The sequence below is a fragment of the Lysinibacillus sp. FSL K6-1151 genome, from assembly GCF_038630755.1.
GTDB lineage: Bacteria > Bacillota > Bacilli > Bacillales_A > Planococcaceae > Lysinibacillus > Lysinibacillus fusiformis_D.
The window spans coordinates 3,266,244-3,285,558 of the sequence record NZ_CP152040.1 but is presented as its reverse complement, the minus strand read 5'-3'; the positions used below and the strand labels follow the sequence as shown (position 1 = coordinate 3,285,558).

General features: G+C 38.0%; 16 protein-coding genes and 1 other annotated feature. Of the genes, 15 read left to right on the top strand and 1 reads right to left on the bottom strand.

Features of this window, described 5'->3' with window-relative positions; all coding sequences use genetic code 11:
* The 13 genes from yihA (at position 1) to MHI04_RS15735 (ending at position 15,419) form a co-directional block, all read left to right on the top strand.
* Complete coding sequence (gene yihA / locus MHI04_RS15795; protein ID WP_036123963.1) at positions 1-582, top strand: ribosome biogenesis GTP-binding protein YihA/YsxC; 582 nt, start codon at positions 1-3, stop codon at positions 580-582.
* A 138-nt stretch (positions 583-720) separates the two neighbouring features.
* On the top strand, positions 721-894 hold the full coding sequence (locus MHI04_RS15790) for a YjfB family protein (protein ID WP_082673761.1): 174 nt from the start codon (positions 721-723) through the stop codon (positions 892-894).
* A 140-nt stretch (positions 895-1,034) separates the two neighbouring features.
* On the top strand, positions 1,035-2,693 hold the full coding sequence (locus tag MHI04_RS15785; RefSeq protein WP_036123966.1) for a hypothetical protein: 1,659 nt from the start codon (positions 1,035-1,037) through the stop codon (positions 2,691-2,693).
* Positions 2,694-2,886: 193 nt separating this feature from the next.
* The gene (locus tag MHI04_RS15780) at positions 2,887-4,335 is read left to right on the top strand and encodes an S-layer homology domain-containing protein (RefSeq protein WP_036123969.1); all 1,449 of its coding nucleotides are present in this window, start codon (positions 2,887-2,889) and stop codon (positions 4,333-4,335) included.
* Between the two features lie 18 nt (positions 4,336-4,353).
* Positions 4,354-7,275, top strand: a complete 2,922-nt coding sequence (locus MHI04_RS15775) for a VWA domain-containing protein (RefSeq protein WP_340811802.1) — start codon at positions 4,354-4,356, stop codon at positions 7,273-7,275.
* Between the two features lie 197 nt (positions 7,276-7,472).
* The gene (gene hemA, locus MHI04_RS15770) at positions 7,473-8,837 is read left to right on the top strand and encodes a glutamyl-tRNA reductase (protein WP_036123975.1); all 1,365 of its coding nucleotides are present in this window, start codon (positions 7,473-7,475) and stop codon (positions 8,835-8,837) included.
* Between the two features lie 182 nt (positions 8,838-9,019).
* Positions 9,020-9,847, top strand: a complete 828-nt coding sequence (gene ccsA, locus MHI04_RS15765; RefSeq protein ID WP_036123979.1) for a cytochrome c biogenesis protein CcsA — start codon at positions 9,020-9,022, stop codon at positions 9,845-9,847.
* Positions 9,848-9,865: 18 nt separating this feature from the next.
* Positions 9,866-10,798 carry a hydroxymethylbilane synthase gene (gene hemC / locus MHI04_RS15760; RefSeq protein WP_058844882.1) on the top strand — a complete coding sequence of 311 codons (933 nt, stop codon included), beginning with the start codon at positions 9,866-9,868 and terminating at the stop codon, positions 10,796-10,798.
* On the top strand, positions 10,788-11,549 hold the full coding sequence (locus MHI04_RS15755; RefSeq protein WP_141905008.1) for a uroporphyrinogen-III synthase: 762 nt from the start codon (positions 10,788-10,790) through the stop codon (positions 11,547-11,549). The genes hemC and MHI04_RS15755 overlap by 11 nt, the downstream gene beginning before the upstream one ends.
* Entirely contained in the window at positions 11,546-12,526 is a 981-nt protein-coding gene (hemB, locus tag MHI04_RS15750) for a porphobilinogen synthase (RefSeq protein WP_342535006.1), read from the top strand. The genes MHI04_RS15755 and hemB overlap by 4 nt, the downstream gene beginning before the upstream one ends.
* A complete protein-coding gene (hemL, locus tag MHI04_RS15745; RefSeq protein WP_058844884.1) occupies positions 12,527-13,819 on the top strand; it encodes a glutamate-1-semialdehyde 2,1-aminomutase in 1,293 nt (430 codons plus the stop codon). It abuts the gene before it with no gap.
* Between the two features lie 307 nt (positions 13,820-14,126).
* Entirely contained in the window at positions 14,127-14,573 is a 447-nt protein-coding gene (locus MHI04_RS15740) for an SRPBCC family protein (RefSeq protein ID WP_036124000.1), read from the top strand.
* A gap of 81 nt (positions 14,574-14,654) precedes the next feature.
* A complete protein-coding gene (locus MHI04_RS15735; protein WP_058844885.1) occupies positions 14,655-15,419 on the top strand; it encodes a hypothetical protein in 765 nt (254 codons plus the stop codon).
* On the opposite strand, the gene MHI04_RS15730 is transcribed toward MHI04_RS15735, so the two are convergent.
* Positions 15,396-15,590, bottom strand: coding sequence for a hypothetical protein (locus MHI04_RS15730; RefSeq protein WP_036124009.1), 195 nt, complete (start codon positions 15,588-15,590; stop codon positions 15,396-15,398). The two genes, MHI04_RS15735 and MHI04_RS15730, sit on opposite strands and share 24 nt — an antisense overlap.
* Before the next feature lie 101 nt (positions 15,591-15,691).
* Positions 15,692-15,950: a binding site (T-box leader), on the top strand.
* An 81-nt stretch (positions 15,951-16,031) separates the two neighbouring features.
* On the opposite strand from MHI04_RS15730, the gene MHI04_RS15725 reads away from it, so the two are divergent.
* Both MHI04_RS15725 and MHI04_RS15720 read left to right on the top strand, forming a co-directional pair.
* Positions 16,032-18,677, top strand: a complete 2,646-nt coding sequence (locus MHI04_RS15725) for a valine--tRNA ligase (protein ID WP_036124012.1) — start codon at positions 16,032-16,034, stop codon at positions 18,675-18,677.
* Positions 18,678-18,902: 225 nt separating this feature from the next.
* Positions 18,903-19,061, top strand: a complete 159-nt coding sequence (locus MHI04_RS15720) for a hypothetical protein (protein ID WP_244504887.1) — start codon at positions 18,903-18,905, stop codon at positions 19,059-19,061.
* The last annotated feature ends 254 nt before the right edge of the window (positions 19,062-19,315 follow it).

Here is a 19,315-nt window from a genome sequence, read left to right as displayed (position 1 = left end):
ATGAAAGTCCATAATGTCGAAATGGTCATTAGTGCGGTAAGGCCAGACCAATATCCAGAAGATGGACTGCCAGAATTTGCATTAGCTGGTCGTTCGAATGTAGGGAAATCTTCCTTCATTAATCGAATGATTGGACGTAAAGCTTTAGCGCGGATTTCTTCGAAGCCTGGTAAAACACAAACCCTTAACTTTTATAAAATCGAAGAACAATTATTTTTTGTGGATGTTCCGGGTTATGGATATGCAAAGGTTTCTAAGTCTGAACGCGAAGCTTGGGGAAAAATGATTGAGCGTTACTTTACAGGGCGCCAGGAATTAAAAGCGGTTGTACAAATTATAGATTTGCGTCACCCACCAACAGCAGATGATCGCATGATGTATGATTTTTTAAAGCACTACAATATTCCTTGTATTGTTATTGCAACGAAGGCAGATAAAATCCCAAAAGGTAAATGGGATAAACATAAAAAAATTGTCAAAGAGACATTGGAACTGGAGAAAAGTGATCCACTTATTGTCTTTTCTTCGGAAACGGGTCTTGGCTTTGAAGAAGTTTGGGAAACAATTGAAAATAAAATGTAATGTAAAAACATCTATTGTGTCTAGTCGTTAGGACAGTAGATGTTTTTTGTCTTTTTACCAGTAAGATAAGTAGAAAATTGGGAAAAACGCTTGATGATTAAACAATTTGTCCGATAAATGAGATAGGAGGTGGACTAGATGGATATCGCAGCTTTATCAATGGCAATGAATCAAGCGACACTTATGCAAAATGTATCTTTAGCTGTTACGAAACAGGCTATGGATATGCAGCAACAAAACACAGAACAATTAGTTGAAATGTTAGATGCTCCACATCCAACAGCCGGACATACAATAGATATTCAAGTGTAATGCAGGCAAGGTAGCTTGAAGTTGAAAGCTACCTTTACTTTTAAGAATGTTTGAAACTTCTAAAATGTAACTTTTCGAATAAGAAAAACTACCAATAATACGATATACTATTACTAATATTTAGTAAGGAGGCAGGATTTTTGAGAAAGTATTCATACATACTAATGCTGATGTTACTGATGGTTATTGGTTTTTCCTTTAGCCAACCTGCAAAAGCAGCCCAATTGGTGACGGGGACCTTTGTCGATGTAACGTATTCAGAATATACAAAGCCAGATGGTACGATAGAAAAGCAGCTTAGCAAAGTGACATTGCAAAATGATCGTGGACGAACAGTCACATTCAATATTAATAAGAACACTCGTTTATCAATTAATAATACGTCTACGACTATTGAGGGCTTTAAAATGGGCATGGCAGTGGAAGCTGAAATATCCTTAAGAAGTGTTGTAGAACTTCGTGGTACATCTAATACACCAATAGAAACGAATGGAACATCAACTGGAGGTAGCGTTAAAACGTCGGCTGGTGTCGTAACGAGTATTGATCCAAATGGATTATTTATTATGGTAAAACCAGATGTTGGTGCAGAAACAACCTACTATATAAACAAAGAAACCAATTATCAAAAAGGCTCTTCAGCAACAGATATTAGTGCGTTATATGTTGGAGATCGAGTTAAATTAAGTTTTAAAAATAAAAATACCTCTGTGGTGACGAAAGTAGCCATTAGTGAAACAGGTACTTTAGTGGAAAACTTATACAAAGGCGAAATACAAGCAGTCAATCCAAATGCTAATAAATTAACCGTGAAAAACCAACATGCCTTTGTGAATTGGCAATTTGGCTCACAAACAACAAATGACCTTTCGACAATGTCTTTTACATCCAAGGTGCCAATATATGTTGGCAATACGAAAGTAGAGAAAGGTCAACTGAAAAATTATATAGGTAGTGAAGCATACTATGCGACAGTTAAACAATTTGGGAAAGAAGTCATTGAGAAGATTGTAGTATTGAAAAATAATGAGCGAACGTATTATGAGCCAATGCTTTCTGTAGATACAGATTATAAACTGTTGAAACTAAAAACAGCGGGCTCAATGTACTTCCATAATGGTACCATTTTAATTCGGAATGGGCGTTTAATTGAACCTACTGGGCTGATGGCGTATGGTACTGCTTTTGTCATTACAGACGGTGCTGCTCGTGATCATTATGCACAGGTGGTACAAGTGACAAGTGATAGCTTTATATCACCTAACTTAGCTGGTCATGAATTATATTATGGACGCTTAGCTCAAGCAGATGGTTATTTAATTGAGATTGACGATGCGATGAAAATTGAATCGAATGTTTTCAAGAAAACCGAACGTACAGTACTGTCAGTAAGTAATTCCACAAAAGCTTTAGTGGATGATGGCAATAAAACGTATAGTGTTATGCCGGATATTGAACTTTACTTATCTGAAGGTGATTATGGTTACTTCTATGTGAAGGAAGGGCATGTACAAGCACTTCATATTTTAAATAATGCTAAACCTGTTGCTCCATTAATGCTGACAGGGAAGCTACAATCAGTAAAATCTACGTACCCTGCTGTGCTAAATGTCAAGAGTGTGAGCCAATGGCAAAATGGTCGTTGGTATGAAGCGGGTGAAATGGTTAATGTGAATATTGACCAAGCGACGTTGATTAAAGCGGGAAAAGTCATTCAAGCTTCTGACTTACAACCATCCGATCGTTTAGTTGTCTTATCCGATCGATTTGTGAAAGCTCATTTTATTTTAGTAGATTAGCATAAAAGACAAAGAAAGAATCTGCGAGTCTAATGCGAATAGTATTTGCAAAAAGGCGATGTATACATGATCTGAAAAGAGGAAGGTACTTCGCATAGGCTTGAATACATTCGATAGACGAGCAGATTTTTTGTTAGTCATGAGACCAAGCTTCATTATGCACTTCATGCACAGTGAAAGAGAGGAAAAGCAAATGCAAAAATATTTATCCAAAATAACGTTGGTAGTTCTTGTTATTTTTGTAATTGGAACTACTATCCCGTTCAATGCATCGGCTGCTTCATTAGAAACAACAGGTGCTGTAAAAAACGAGTATACATATGAGGAAGCCGTGTTCCTGTCAGGGACACCAGTTATTTTTAAGGGAACAAGTAAAGATCTTAAAATTGCACAAAAGGAATCCAAAGGTAAGTTAACAGAAACGTATAGCATGAAGCTAACGGCAAGCAATGGGGCTACATTGACAAGAAATATTGCCTACGAATCTGATGTAGTAGATTATGCGGTACTCGGCCAAAAAACATCCAATGGTGAGGTTAAAAAGTATACGGAGAAAATTACGATTGGATCTATTACTTATACATTAGTCGATTATCAATTTTCTCAAGGAACGGTTACGGATAATCGTGCAGCCTCTGATTATTACTCAGGAAATGTAATCTCGCGAAAAACGTATGCATTTGAAACAGGAAAAGGAAAAAACGCAGTTCAAAACACAGTAACGATTGAAACAGATAGTCGACATGCTGGCTATGAAAATTTTTGGGGAGCAACAGAAACACAAATTACAGAGTCAGTTTATTCCTATAGTAATGGCAAGACAAGCCATGTGAAAAATCGTTTGTCTACAAGTAAATCACGTGTTTTAAATTATGAAGAAAACCTTGGTAGTTTAGGAAGTTTTGAGGGTGGCTATGCAGTTTTAAGTGAAAAGGATGTTATTTCTGAATACACTTATGATTTATCTTCTGGACAAAAAGGTACGCTTGATTTAGATACAGAATACATGCCAACGATCGAGCGCCTTATTATTCCTAAATTCCGTGATTTAACTAATCACTACGCAAAAGAAGCCATTGAAAAGCTATATTCTCTAGGAATTTATTCAGATTCAAGTAATTTCTTCTCTCCAAACACACCGATGAAACGCATAGACTTTACAACAGCAATTGGTAAAGCAGTAGATTTACGTGTGTTTGAAGAAAAGAAATCGAAAAAGACTGCAACTACAAGCGTGTTTAGAGATTTAAAGCGTTCTGTTAAAGATTATGGTTATATAGAGTCAGCCTTAAACAAAGGGATAATTAAAGGTGTATCTGCTGATTACTTTAAGCCAGATAGTGCCATAACAAGAGCACAGGCTGCCACTATTTTTGTTCGTGCCTTAGGCCTTGAAAATAGAGCACCAAATCCTGGCTATATAACGAAATTTAAAGATGAAAACCAGATTCCAAACTATGCAAGAGATGGCATCTATATTGCAAATGAAATTGGTCTTATGATTGGCGACTCGGCCGGTCGTTTTAATCCAAATAAACCATTAACTCGTGCAGAGGCATCAGTTGTTCTAGAGCGTTTCTTGAAATATTTAGAAGATGACTTAAAGCAAAACTATCGTGATGATATATTGTTCTTTAACTAAGGAAAGGACTGAACAAAAATGACCTATGTAAAAAAAGCACTGCTCACTACGCTTTGCTTCATGCTAATACTGATGACAGCAACGCCTGTCGTCACGCAAGCAGCTCCAACAATTAAAGATGTTCCTACAAATAGCAATAATTATAAGGCTATTTCTTGGGCAGTTGACAATGACCTAATGTCTTTGAACAATGCCAATAACTTTTTACCAAATGAACAAGTAACGGAACGAGAGCTTATCTTGATGTTTGCTAAGCTGGATCGTAACTATGCATTATCATATATTGATAGTGTTGCTTATAATTTCTATAGTGATTTTTATTTACCGTTTAATGGTACAAATGTGAATGCTAATCGAACAAAAGCCGTTACACGTGGCCAATTTGCTCGAATTTATGCTGCCTTTAAAGGCTTAGATTTAGATGAACCACAGGCTGTACAATATTTATATTCAAATGAACTATCTACAAGTAGTTCAGGCAAAAAAACATTTGCTAGTTTTAATCCTTCTACTAAACTAACACGTGGTGATGTTGCAACCTTTTTATATAGAGCTGTTCAAAATGGCAATTTTGCTGTACAAGGATTAAAACGTAGTGCAGCAGGTCGTGATAATGACAGTATCACTTTACCGCCTGGTTTCATGGGCTCCAACAGTTCTGATTTTGAAGTACCAAAGGATAATTCCAATGATTTTACTGGTCCTAGCAATGTTAATAATGCATTGCAAAGCATTGTGGTGGAAAAGCCAGATTTAATTGCGAACGATGTAGATTCTACACTTGTGACCGTATCGCTAAAGGCTTGTAATGGTGACCCGATTGCGGATGATAAATCGTATACGTTCAAAGTTACGTCATCTTACGGCACAATCGTTGATACATCTGGAGAAGCAGTTAAAACTGTCCAATCTGACGGCTCGACTGTATCAGCTATCGTTATCGCACCATCATTAACTAAATCAGTACGTGATACTATCTCTTTTGAGCTAGTGAATAATACAGATCCAGCTATGAAATGTCTTGTTGGGGAGAAGCTAAATGCAGAAGTTCGTTACGCACCACAGCCAGAATTACGTATTGATTATCAAGTATATGATCCTGCAAATTCAGATGATGATAATGGCAATGTGACACCTCCATATATCCCTTATGAAAAATTGCCAGAGTTCTTCACACAAAACTTAATTGATGTGTATGATCCAATTCCTTTTGCTTATGATGGGGATAAAAAGCTATTTAGTATTGGGCAGCAAACAAATGTAACAGATGCTTTGGGGAATGTACAAAATGTCTATTTGCGTTATGGTGGATCTGACCCTAGATATCCAGCATTAGGGTATGAACATGCAATATTACAATTTGAAAACTATGATATTTCCGTTTTCTTATTTGAAGAACTAATAAAAGGTCGTCTTCTCGACTCTGTGACTACACCTGCTAAAACTGAAATCATGTATATGATTTCGGAAGACGGTCGTCCAATTTATCGCGTTCAAGGGATTGATGATGATATTGCATCACAGGTTGAAAATATTAATCCGGTCGGCGCCATTATTCAACTTATGAAAGAAATGCCAGATGAAAAAAATCTAACATTAGAGCACTATGATAGTGTGATGAAAATTTATGCTATCTTCACTAACTTAAGTAACTATGACCGTACGGTGTTATTAAAATATCAAGGCGGGAAATTACTTGGGCAAGTAGAGGCCTACAAAAAACGTGTAGATGCATTGAAAGAAAGTGCCGATGCAGCCTCAAGACCATCTGGGAAAGATCGATATACAAAAGTTATGGTGACTTTAGTTCGCCCTGGTGGAGAGCCTGTGACGGATTATCAAGGAACCGTTAAAATTAAGTATGATGGCGTGGAAAAAACAGCTTCATTCATTACGAATACTTCAGATCCATTAAATAATACAGGTAGCCCAGGTACGGCCGTAGCCTACTTTGACTCAGTTATTTATGGAAAATCAAAAGTGGAGGCAACACTCGTTAATCCAATAGATCCTCGCTATGCAACAATTTTAAGGGGTTTAAAAGATAAAACAGTAACGAAAGATATTTTTACTAATCCATACTTTAGTAAAAATTCATGTTCGTTAGCAACAGAGATTGCCTATGTAGTCGACTATTCTTCTTCTATGAAGGCAGTTGATCCAACGAATTATCGTGGCAAAAAAATGATTGAGCTAATCAATCAATTGAAAGCAAAAAATAATATCGTCATCGAAACGAATACAAAAGCAACGGTTCTTGGTGAAGGGACGACAGATGCTGTGCTGAAGAAAGATCTTTACAAAGCATCCAAAGAGAAGGGTGCGACAGATATTTTTGCTGGTATTGATATCGCACTAACAAAATTCTCAAATGATACAAAAACAGCCAAAGCGATTGTCGTAGTATCTGACGGTAAAACAAGTAAAACCAAAATGACGAAGGTTATTAATGAGGCGAAAAAGCAAGGCGTTAAAGTGTACACTGTAAGTATGGGCAAAAAATCACAAGTAAATGATGCCACATTAATGCAATTGTCTACAGAAACTGGCGGAGCATATTTCCATGCGATTGATAATCTAAAATTGCATCAAGTGTTCCAGAAGTTAATTGATACTATTTTATGTAAAACACCTGCTTCAAGCTGTATCAACCCGGAAGATTTATTTGAAGAAACAAGCGTTTCGCTACGAAAAGGCTATCTTACAATGAGCGCTCGAGTTGATGGTAATTGTCAAAACGTTGATAAGATGAATGTACGCTACAATTCGATTAGTGGAGATGTCCAATTTGAATTACAAAAGCGTAGTGATCATGTTTATATGTTAACGAAAACTGTACAAACGATGCAGGACTTTAAAGTCAATAATGAAATCCAGTTTGTGGCATATGATAAAGATGGCAATATAATCGCGTTACAAACAGTTACAATTACAAATTAATAAGCAAACTGCCCCCAAACAGTGGGGCAGTTTTTTAATTTGAAACAAGACGTATAATTTGTTACACTTAGTTTATAATAATTCTAATGTAGATGACGAATTGCAGTTCTTCATGACATGTTCACAAATTAGTGATGAACTATTGTCGAACTGTGCTATAATGAGATTTGTGAATTAGAACGTGTGAGGTGTTATTCATGCATACCATCGTAGTAGGCTTGAATTATAAATCAGCGCCTGTTGAAATACGTGAGAAGTTATCATTCATTGAGAGTGAACTACCACAAGCAATGGAAGCGCTGCAAAAGCAAAAAAGTATTTTAGAAAACGTTATTGTTTCGACTTGTAACCGTACAGAAATATATGCTGTTGTGGATCAATTGCATACTGGACGTCATTTTGTGAAACAATTTTTAGCCAAATGGTTTGATTTGCCTGTGGAGACATTTTCTTCGTATTTAACGATTCGTGAAGAAGATGAGGCAATCGAACATTTATTTAAAGTGACAGCTGGAATCGATTCAATGGTTCTTGGTGAAACGCAAATTTTAGGGCAAGTAAAAAAAAGCTTTTTAAGTGGACAAGAGATTGGTACAACAGGTACGGTTTATAATCAGCTATTTAAACAAGCGGTAACATTTGCAAAACGTGCACATAATGAAACAGCGATTGGTGAGAATGCAGTATCTGTTTCCTATGCAGCCGTTGAATTAGCTAAGAAAATTTTTGGCTCTTTACAACGCAAGCATGTAGCTATTTTAGGTGCAGGAAAAATGGGGGAACTTGCTATTGAGAATCTTTACGGTAGTGGTGTAGGAAAAGTTACTGTCATCAACCGTACATTTGAAAAAGCAGAAACTTTAGCAGCTAAATTCCACGGAGAAGCCAAGTCAATGAAGGAATTGCAATGTTCTCTCTTAGAGGCGGATATTTTAATCACTTCAACAGGTGCAACAGATTTTGTTATTGATTATGAGCTGATGCAATTTGTGGAACGTTTACGTAAAGGAAAACCTTTGTTTATGGTTGATATTGCTGTTCCTCGTGATATTGATCCACGAGTAGGCGACTTACCAAATGTTTTCTTATACGATATTGATGATTTACAAGGTATTGTTGAAGCGAATTTAGCAGAGCGTGAACGTGCTGCTGCTGATATTACAGATATGATTGGCAAAGAAGTTGACCAATTTAAAGACTGGGTAGCAACGCTTGGTGTAGTACCAGTCATCTCAGCGTTACGTAAAAAAGCTAATCGTATTCAAGAAGAGACGATGATTAGTATCGAAAATAAAATGCCAGATTTAACGGATCGTGAACGTAAAATTTTAAGCAAACATACAAAATCTATTATCAATCAATTGTTAAAAGAGCCAATTTTACAAGCTAAAGAATTGGCAAATGAACCAAAAGCAAATGAACAGTTACGTTTATTCCAACAAATTTTTGGTATAGAAGAGGCTGTTGAAGTTGAAGTTCAGGAGATGACAAAGCAAGATCTTGAGCGTAAAGAACGCTCAAAGGCATCTCAAACTTCTGCTGAGCCAAAGTACTCTTTCTAAAATATCCAATGTGTACGCGTAGCCAAAATGGTTGTACGTAAGTACTTCGCGCAATTGGATTCTCTACTGATATTACAAGAGGCGTTTTCGTATCTGTATGGTAAACTAAGGATACGAAAACGTTTTTTTTGTTTTCTGAGAGATACTAGCTTGACCATTTTACTACAAAGAAGGGATGTCTATTGGCTGATTTGACCATGACGAGACTATATGAAGTGATGATCGTCTTGTATGCGATCAGTCTAGTTTTTTACTTTACTGATTATTTTTATAAGCAAGTACGAGCAAGACGCATTGCTTTTTGGCTTGTTTCATTTGTATGGGTGATTCAAAGCGCCATTATTATTTTAACATTTGTGGAAACAAAGCGTTTTCCGATTCTATCCTTGTCCGAGGGAATTTTATTTTATTCCTGGTTACTTGTGACGTTATCGATTATCCTTCACTGTATTGCGAAGGTGGACTTACCGGTGTTTATTATTAATATACTAGGATTTTTATTCGCTAGTATCTTTACATTTATGCCTAAACGCCCTACAGGAGCCGTCGGAGAGACATTAATTTCGGAAATGCTTTTTATTCATATATCATTTGCGATACTGTCATATGCAGCGTTCACTTTAACATTCGTGTTTGCCATTTTGTATCTCGTTCTATATCGTTTACTGAAAAAGAAAAAGTGGACACATTTATGGACAAGATTACCATCCCTACAGCAAACGAGTAGCTGGATGAATATTTCATTTTTTATTGGGATTCCGATGTTATTTATAAGTTTAATATTAGGGTTTGAATGGGCACTATTAACATTAGAGAGTCTTTCGATTTTCGATTCGAAAATCATAGGGTCCTTCATTATTTTAATTTTGTATTGCTTTATCCTATATGTGAATCGCAAAAGCAAGCTGACAGGAACAACTTATGCATGGGTACATATCTATGCCTATCTATTAGTTGTTGTGAACTTCTTCCTAGGAAGTAGTTTATCGCGATTCCATTTATGGTATTAGAAGAAAGGTTGGAGACTGTTGAGAAAAATTATTGTAGGTTCTAGGAGAAGTAAGCTAGCGCTAACTCAAACAAATTGGTTCATTAATGAATTAAAAGCGGCTGGTGCCCCATTTGAATTTGAAGTAAAAGAGATTGTAACAAAAGGGGATCAAATTTTAGATGTGCAGCTTTCAAAAGTAGGGGGAAAAGGATTGTTTGTGAAAGAAATTGAGCAAGCCCTCTACGATAAAGAAATTGATTTTGCTGTGCATTCTATGAAAGATATGCCTGCTGTGTTGCCAGAAGGGTTAGTGATTGGTTGCATTCCTCCACGTGAAGATGCACGTGATGCCTTTATTTCGAAAGGTCATGTTAAATTTGCAGAACTTCCTGCGGGAGCGGTAGTTGGGACAAGTTCATTACGTCGCAGTGCACAGCTATTAACAGTACGCCCAGATATCGAGATTAAATGGATTCGAGGAAATGTTGATACACGTTTAGCTAAGTTGGAGACAGAGGAATATGATGCAATTATTCTAGCAGCCGCTGGTTTGAAACGTCTTGGCTGGAGTGATGATGTAGTCACAGAGTTTTTACCTGTAGAACATTGTCTGCCAGCAGTAGCGCAAGGCTCTCTTGGTATTGAATGTCGTGGAGATGATGCGGAGCTATTAGCTGAGTTAGGAAAATTAACGGATCCATCCACTTGGCAAGAGGCACATGCGGAACGTGCCTTTTTGGCAGCAATGGATGGTGGCTGTCAGGTACCAATCGCTGGGTATGCCACTTCAAATGGGGGCGAAATGACATTAACTGGCCTTGTCGCAGCTCCAGATGCTTCTGTTTTGTATAAGGAAACAGTAGTAGGAACAGACGCACAAAAAATTGGGGAAGAGCTGGCTGCTATTTTAACAGAACAGGGCGCTTTCGAACTGATTCAACGTGTAAAGGCAGAGCAAGATGCCAAGTAATTTACCTCTAAAAGGTAAAACGATCCTTTTAACGGGGACATCTAAGACAACAACCATTGTCGACAATATAACAGCTTTAGGTGGCCATGCCATCATTGCCCCATTAATTGAAACATGCGAACGATTAGACAATCATGATGCTGAACGATTGAATTGTGCGAATCAATTTGATTGGCTTATTTTTACGAGTCAAAATGCTGTCGATGCTTTTGCTCGTAAAATGCTGCGGCATCATTTGAATGCCGATCACTTCCAAGGGAAAATTGCTTCCATTGGAACAAAAACAACGACAGCATTAGAAAAGCTAGGATTTCAAGTGAGCTTTATGCCTTCTGTATTTAGTGCTGATATTTTCGTCCAAGAATTTCCGAGTGTAGCAGGTAATCTTCCGAGATGTTTGTTTATTCGTGGAGAGAAGGCGAAAAGTACGCTGAAGGATGGACTGCCCTTTGAAGTAAAAGAGTGGACTGTTTATGAAACGAGGGAACGACATGATCAAACCTCAGTTATTCTCAAATGCATCGAGCAACATCAAGATGTCACGGTCATTTTTGCTAGTCCATCAGCTGTTGATGTGTATGCAAGGGATGTAGCATCACATGTTGGCTGGCGAGCAACTCGTATTGCAGCCATTGGTCATATTACGGAAGCGGCTCTTGAACAATATGGTGCTACTGTGGAGATTATGCCAAGTGTATATACCATGCAAGCAGTTATCGAAGAAATTATGAAAGTAGGGGACAAATCATGACAAAACTACAATTTCAAAGACATCGTCGTTTGCGTGCTAATGCAACGATGAGATCAATGGTAAAAGAAACATACTTACATAAAGAGGACCTGATCTATCCTATTTTTGTAATTGAAGGCGAAAATATTAAAAATGAAGTACATTCAATGCCTGGCGTTTTTCAATTTTCATTGGATAAACTAGAAGCTGAAATTGATGAGGTTGTAGCATTAGGAATTCCTGCGGTTATTTTATTTGGTTTACCAGCTGAAAAAGATGCTGTTGGAACAGGTGCGTTCCATGATCATGGCATTGTTCAAGAAGCGACACGACTTATTAAAGCACGTCATCCTGAGCTATTAGTCATTGCCGATACATGCTTATGTGAATTTACAGACCATGGACATTGTGGCTTAATTGAAGGCGATCAGATTTTAAATGACCCTTCATTAGATGTGTTAGCCCGTACAGCTGTGTCACAAGCACAAGCTGGTGCAGATATTATTGCTCCATCTAATATGATGGATGGCTTTGTTACAGCAATCCGTGCTGGTCTAGATGAAGCAGGATTCGAGCATATTCCAATCATGTCGTATGCAGTCAAATATGCATCTAGCTACTATGGTCCGTTCCGTGACGCTGCAGATGGTGCACCGCAATTTGGTGATCGGAAGTCCTACCAAATGGATCCATCGAACCGTTTAGAGGCTTTCCGTGAGGCAGAGTCAGATATCGAAGAAGGCGCAGATTTCTTAATTGTAAAACCTGCCCTTAGCTATTTAGATATTATTCGAGATATGAAAAATAACTATCCATTACCGCTTGTTGCGTATAATGTTTCAGGTGAATATGCAATGATTAAAGCGGCTGCTATGAATGGTTGGATTGAAGAGAAAAAAGTTGTGCTTGAAACATTATTAGGTATGAAACGTGCAGGCTCTGATTTAATCATTACGTATCATGCAAAAGATGCTGCACGTTGGTTGGAGGAGAAATAAATGACACGTTCTTACGAAAAATCAAAGCAAGCTTATGCTGAAGCTGTTCAATTAATGCCAGGTGGCGTTAGTAGCCCAGTACGTGCATTCAAATCAGTAAATATGGATCCGATTTTCATGGAATCTGGCCACGGTGCTATTATTAAAGATATTGATGGCAACGAATATATTGATTATGTATTATCTTGGGGGCCACTGATTTTAGGCCATACTCATCCAGAGGTAGTGAAAGCAATTGCTGACACAGCAGCAAAAGGCTCTTCCTTTGGTGCGCCAAGCTATACAGAAAATCGTTTAGCTCAATTAGTTTTAGATCGTCTGCCAGGTATGGAAATGATTCGCTTTGTTTCTTCAGGAACAGAGGCTACTATGTCTGCCTTACGTGTAGCTCGTGGTGTTACTGGACGTGATAAGATTTTAAAATTTGAAGGCTCTTATCATGGTCATGGTGATTCCTTATTGATTAAGGCTGGCTCTGGTGTAGCCACATTAGGCTTACCTGACAGCCCTGGTGTACCGGCAGATATCGCTCGAAATACGTTAACAGTTGCCTACAACGATTTAGAAGGGGCAAAAACGGTGTTCGAGAAATTTGGTGCAGAGCTAGCAGCAGTCATTGTGGAGCCAGTTGCAGGGAATATGGGGGTTGTACCACCACAGCCAGGTTTCTTAGAAGGTCTACGTGCCCTTACAACGGAGCACGGTGCAATATTAATCTTTGATGAGGTTATGACAGGTTTCCGTGTAGATTATGGCTGTGCACAAGGCTATTTTGATGTCACGCCTGATATAACTACTTTAGGAAAAGTAATCGGTGGTGGTCTGCCAGTAGGAGCGTTTGCTGGGAAAAAAGAGATTATGGAGCAAGTAGCACCAGCTGGCCCTATTTATCAAGCAGGTACACTATCTGGGAATCCATTAGCGATGACAGCCGGCTACGAAACGTTATCACGCTTAGACCATAGTACGTATGATTACTTTAAAAAATTAGGTGATCTGCTGGAAGCAGGTTTCCGTGAAGCCGCAACAAAATACAATATTCCGCACACAGTTAATCGTGCTGGTTCTATGATTGGTTTCTTCTTTACGAATGAAGATGTTATTGATTTTGCTTCTGCTAAATCATCTGATTTACAATTATTCGCTGAATACTTCCGCCTGATGGCAGAGGAAGGGATTTTCCTACCACCTTCTCAGTTTGAGGGATTATTTATTTCCACAGCACATACGGAAGAACATATTGCTAAAACAGTGGATGCCTTCCATAAAGTATTTGCACAATTAGCAAGATAACAAAGTTTAGGGCATGCTAGAAACAAATCTAGCGTGCCTTTTTTAGCTTAATTCAGCTTAAAGTGAAGCGACAGAGGCAGAAAACCGCAAGCGCTTACGATTAATGGTTTTCTATGATGGAAGTCATTCTAGTACTTGAGCAATGAATGAGCAAAAGAGAAAGTATAGCATATATTAACTAGCAAATAAGAACTTCTATACTGGATGAAGGACCTGTTTTTGTTAAAATTATATCTTTCAGCATGGCCAAATTGTGGGCGATATCGTTTATAATATAGCTATTCATAATAGAAAGTAGTGAATTAATATGGCAACTGGCACACACATGGTCGAAGTACCCGTAGGAATTGATAATGTATGGGAATTCGTCAGTGATATGGAAAAATGGGCAAAGCTTGTCCCAGGTTATAATACACACGAAATGATTGATGACAAACATTCAACATGGACTTTTAAAGGCAATGTTGGCGTTTTGAAAAAAACGGTACAAGTAGAAATTACAATTTTAGAATGGGTAGCACCATCAAAAGTTACATTCGAATTAAAGGGTCTTTCTGATAATTTCACTGGAAATGGCTATTTCCTTGCAGAAAGCATTGATGCTGAAAACACAAAAATGACAGGTTTTTTAGAAGTCGTTGCTGGCGGCTTAGCTGGCCCTGTGTTAAATCCGATTTTTAAACCGATTGTACCAAAGGCAACACAAATGCTAACAGATCGTGTAGCTAATAAAATTAAATTAGTCAATGTTTAAATGATAAGAACATCCATGAAAATGGCATGCTAGAAGTAATATTCTAGCATGCCATTTTTCTAGTAGTATCTATTTATAATTATGTTCAACTTGAAACACCCTAGCATACTATCCTTTAAATCGTCATATGATGCAAAGGGAGGGATTATTATCGAACAAAAAACTTGGAATATGCGAGAAACATTTTGTTTTCCTGGATATGGTTGCCCAACAGAATTAGCTGCTGTACAAATTAAACCACAGTGGCAAGCCATGCAGTTAGAGGATTCACTTCGATTAATGGGCATCTACCATATTACGGCACATGTTCGTTTTGATTTTCAAGATATGCAAGCATTTACAGGTGATGATAATTTAATTACAATTGATGCCCTTGATGTCCAAGGAGATACTGGTTATTTTGAGTATGCTGTCCCTTTACATGTGGATTTACCAAAAGAATCGGATGTCAAAGATTTAATGGTCAAAGATATTCGCCCTAGTCTGTCGAATCAGATGTGTCAGCTTGAGTGGACAGTTACAAGTATTTTTAACGAATATGAACCTGTTGTTGAAAATGATACTTTAGACAATCCACACCTAATGGCCCATGCTTTCGATCAAGAAGAAAAAATGGCTGTGATCGAGGAAAGTGTTCAAGTGAAACAACCTACCGCAGTAGCAGCAGCTTCACGCCAAGAGACCTCTACAACAGTTGACCAAAAGATAGTAATGAGAGAATCCTCAAGCCATATTGTTGTACGTGAATCCAGCACTTGGCATGAAGTGCCTTCCATGATTTGGGACCTAACAGAAGAATATACACCGCTTAAAGTCCGTGTTTCAAATGATGTCTTTCAAAAGTAAATAGCAGAGAAGTAGTAGGAGCAATAAGAAGACTAAATCGCCTGATGTTGGCACAATAATGACACGGATAAACTGAAAAGCACAAATTGGCACAATAATGGTTCTACAATAAAAACGAACTTGTCGTAGCCAAGGTGGTAAAAGCCAAGGGTTATACTTGCGTCGACGCATTGAATTGTCACTTCCTTTTCTATTTACTTTACTCTTACTAAAAGATGACTAAATCACTTGAAAAATGACACGATTCTGCGGTACAATAAGGAAAATCAAATACAGATGCTATGATAGGGAAGAGTAAATTATGTCTACATTTTCAGAGAGGAAACGGTAGCTGAGAAGTTTCTATTTGTACTTAATTGAAGGTAGCCCTTGAGCAGCTTTAGTGAACTAACAGTAGTTAAAGCCGGTTAAACACCGTTACCGAATTAAGAGCCAGTAGGGAAGGCTGAGAAAATGTGTCATTTAGCATTGATCTTAACCGCTGCTGGAATTAAAGGTGGTACCGCGAATTAAAACTCCTTCGTCCTTTTAGACGAGAGGAGTTTTTTTATTGGGTAAAAAAATGAACAGCATTTCTTTACCAATAGTCTTCAAACAATAGGAGGAGTCAAGATGACAGAAAACATTTCAATGCCAACTAAATATGACCCACAGTCCATTGAAGCCGGTCGCTATGAATGGTGGTTACAAGGGAAATTTTTCGAGGCACAGCCTGAAAGTGGGAAAAAGCCTTATTCCATCGTTATTCCACCACCGAACGTAACAGGTAAATTACATCTTGGGCATGCTTGGGATACAACATTACAAGATATCCTTACTCGTATGAAACGCATGCAAGGCTATGATGCCCTTTGGTTACCAGGTATGGACCATGCAGGGATCGCAACACAAGCAAAAGTAGAAGCAAAACTGCGTGAGGATAATATTACACGTTATGATTTAGGCCGTGAAAAATTCCTTGAAAAAACATGGGAATGGAAAGAAGAATATGCTGGACATATTCGTGATCAATGGGCAAAGCTTGGCCTTGGTTTAGACTACACACGTGAACGTTTCACACTAGATAAAGGTCTTTCAGATGCAGTTAAAACAGTTTTTGTTGAGTTATATGAAAAAGGTTTAATTTACCGTGGCGAACGTATTATCAACTGGGATCCAGCAGCGAAAACAGCATTATCTGATATTGAGGTAATTTATCAGGATGTGCAAGGTGCATTCTATCATATGAAATATCCTTTAGCGGATGGCTCAGGATATGTAGAAGTTGCTACAACACGTCCTGAAACAATGCTCGGTGACTCTGGGGTAGCTGTTCACCCGAACGATGAGCGCTATCAGCATTTAATTGGTAAAACAGTTATTTTACCGATTGTAGGTCGTGAAATTCCGATTGTAGCTGATGACTATGTTGATAAGGAATTTGGTACTGGAGTTGTAAAAATGACACCAGCCCATGATCCGAACGACTTTGAAGTTGGAAATCGTCACAACCTAGAGCGCATTCTTGTGATGAATGAAGACGGTACAATGAATGATCTTGCTGGCAAATATAAAGGGATGGATCGTTTTGAATGCCGTAAGCAAATTGTTGCTGATTTACAAGAAGCAGGCGTGCTGATTCGTATTGAAGAGCATATGCATTCAGTAGGTCACTCTGAACGTTCTGGTGCTGTTGTTGAGCCATACCTTTCAGCACAATGGTTCGTTAAAATGCAACCACTTGCTGACACTTCCCTCGAGCTTCAAAAAGATGAAGAAGGGAAAGTAAACTTTGTCCCAGCTCGTTTTGAAAACACATATTCTCGTTGGATGGAGAATATCCGTGATTGGTGTATTTCTCGTCAATTATGGTGGGGCCATCAAATCCCAGCTTGGTATCATAATGAAACAGGCGAAGTTTACGTAGGAAAAGAAGCCCCAACTGATTCCGAAAATTGGACGCAAGATGAAGATGTACTCGATACTTGGTTCTCTTCTGCGCTCTGGCCGTTTTCTACAATGGGCTGGCCAGATGAGGCAAATGAAGAATATAAACGTTATTACCCAACCAGCACATTAGTAACGGGATATGATATTATTTTCTTCTGGGTATCTCGCATGATTTTCCAAGGTCTTGAATTTACAGGTCAACGCCCATTTAAAGATGTGTTAATTCACGGTTTAGTACGTGATGGCGAAGGTCGTAAAATGAGTAAGTCACTTGGTAATGGTGTAGATCCAATGGATGTTATTGAGCAATACGGTGCAGACTCTTTACGCTATTTCCTAGCGACTGGTTCATCACCTGGTCAAGATTTACGCTATACAACTGAAAAAGTAGAGGCAGTATGGAATTTTGCCAATAAGATTTGGAATGCATCACGTTTCGCACTTATGAATATGGACGGTATGACCTATGATGAAATCGACTTAACAGGTGAAAAATCCGTTGCTGACAAATGGATCTTAACACGCTTAAATGAAACGATTGAACGTGTAACTTCTCTTGCAGAACGTTATGAATTTGGAGAAGTTGGTCGTGAATTATATAATTTCATTTGGGATGATTTCTGTTCTTGGTATATTGAAATGGCGAAATTACCACTTTATGGTGAGGATGAAGTAGCTAAAAAGACTACTCGTTCTATTTTAGCTTACGTACTGGATCAAACAATGCGTTTATTACATCCATTTATGCCATTCATTACAGAAGAAATTTGGCAGCACTTACCACATGAAGGTGAATCGATTACAGTGGCTGCATGGCCAACAGTACGTGCGGATCTTCATTTTGCTGATGAAGCAGATAATATGAAGCTCCTAATGGATATTATACGTTCAGTACGTAATATTCGTGCGGAAGTGAATACACCGATGAGCAAAAAAGTACCGCTATTTATTTCAGCGAAAGATGCAGCAACAGTAGCTGTTCTTGAAGCGAATCAAGGCTATTTAGAAAAATTCTGTAATCCTGATACCCTCACAATTGGTGAAGGTTTAGAGGCACCAGGTCAATCAATGACGGCTGTTGTCACAGGAGCGCAAGTGTTCCTACCACTTGTTGGTCTTATTAACTTAGAGGAAGAAATTGCTCGCCTTGAAAAAGAGTTAGAGAAATGGGCAAAAGAAGTAAAGCTTGTTACTGGTAAGTTATCAAATGAGAAGTTCGTATCGAAAGCACCTGAAGCGTTAGTCAATGCAGAGCGTGAAAAATTAGCAGATTATGAAAGCAAGCATGCTGTTGTGTTAAAACGTTTAGAAGAATTAAAAAATATGTAATGAGGAAGCAATGGATGGCTGTAAAGTCATCCGTTGCTTCTTTTTATAATGGAGCAAAAGGTATGTGTGTAATTAGGTTAAAATATAGTGTTATTCGAATAATAAGTCTAATAGATTGGTGTTATCATTCTTTAGGTAGGACAAAAGACCTTAATGTTTTGGTAAATTGGGATGGCTAGCCCCCTTTTTGTAGAGCCTATTGTATGAAAAATGGAGGTGTTGAGGTTGACAGGACACATTGCCACAATTATTACGAAAGTCAATAAAGCATGTGATGAATTAGATTTTGTAAGTGCAAGGGTACTGATAGAAACGAATCTTTTGAAATTATTAGAAGCAAAGTATTATCGTTTATTAAATGCCAGTGGACGTGTGCTCTATTAGCAAATAAACCTCAACAGAATTGTATCCAGTTATCACGTACAGATTTATTAACGATTCAAAAAATAAATGAGTATTGCTCGAATTTCGATATTTAAATGTTAAAAAACCCCTTTGAATGAGTACAACGTCCAAATATTCTCCCGCTATTGACAATATGGGGGTTCTATTAGATGCTCACCAAGTACATTAATTGAAAAAATAAAACTAACACGCAGTCGCTAGCTGCGTGTTTTTTCGAGTGTTTTGCTATTTAA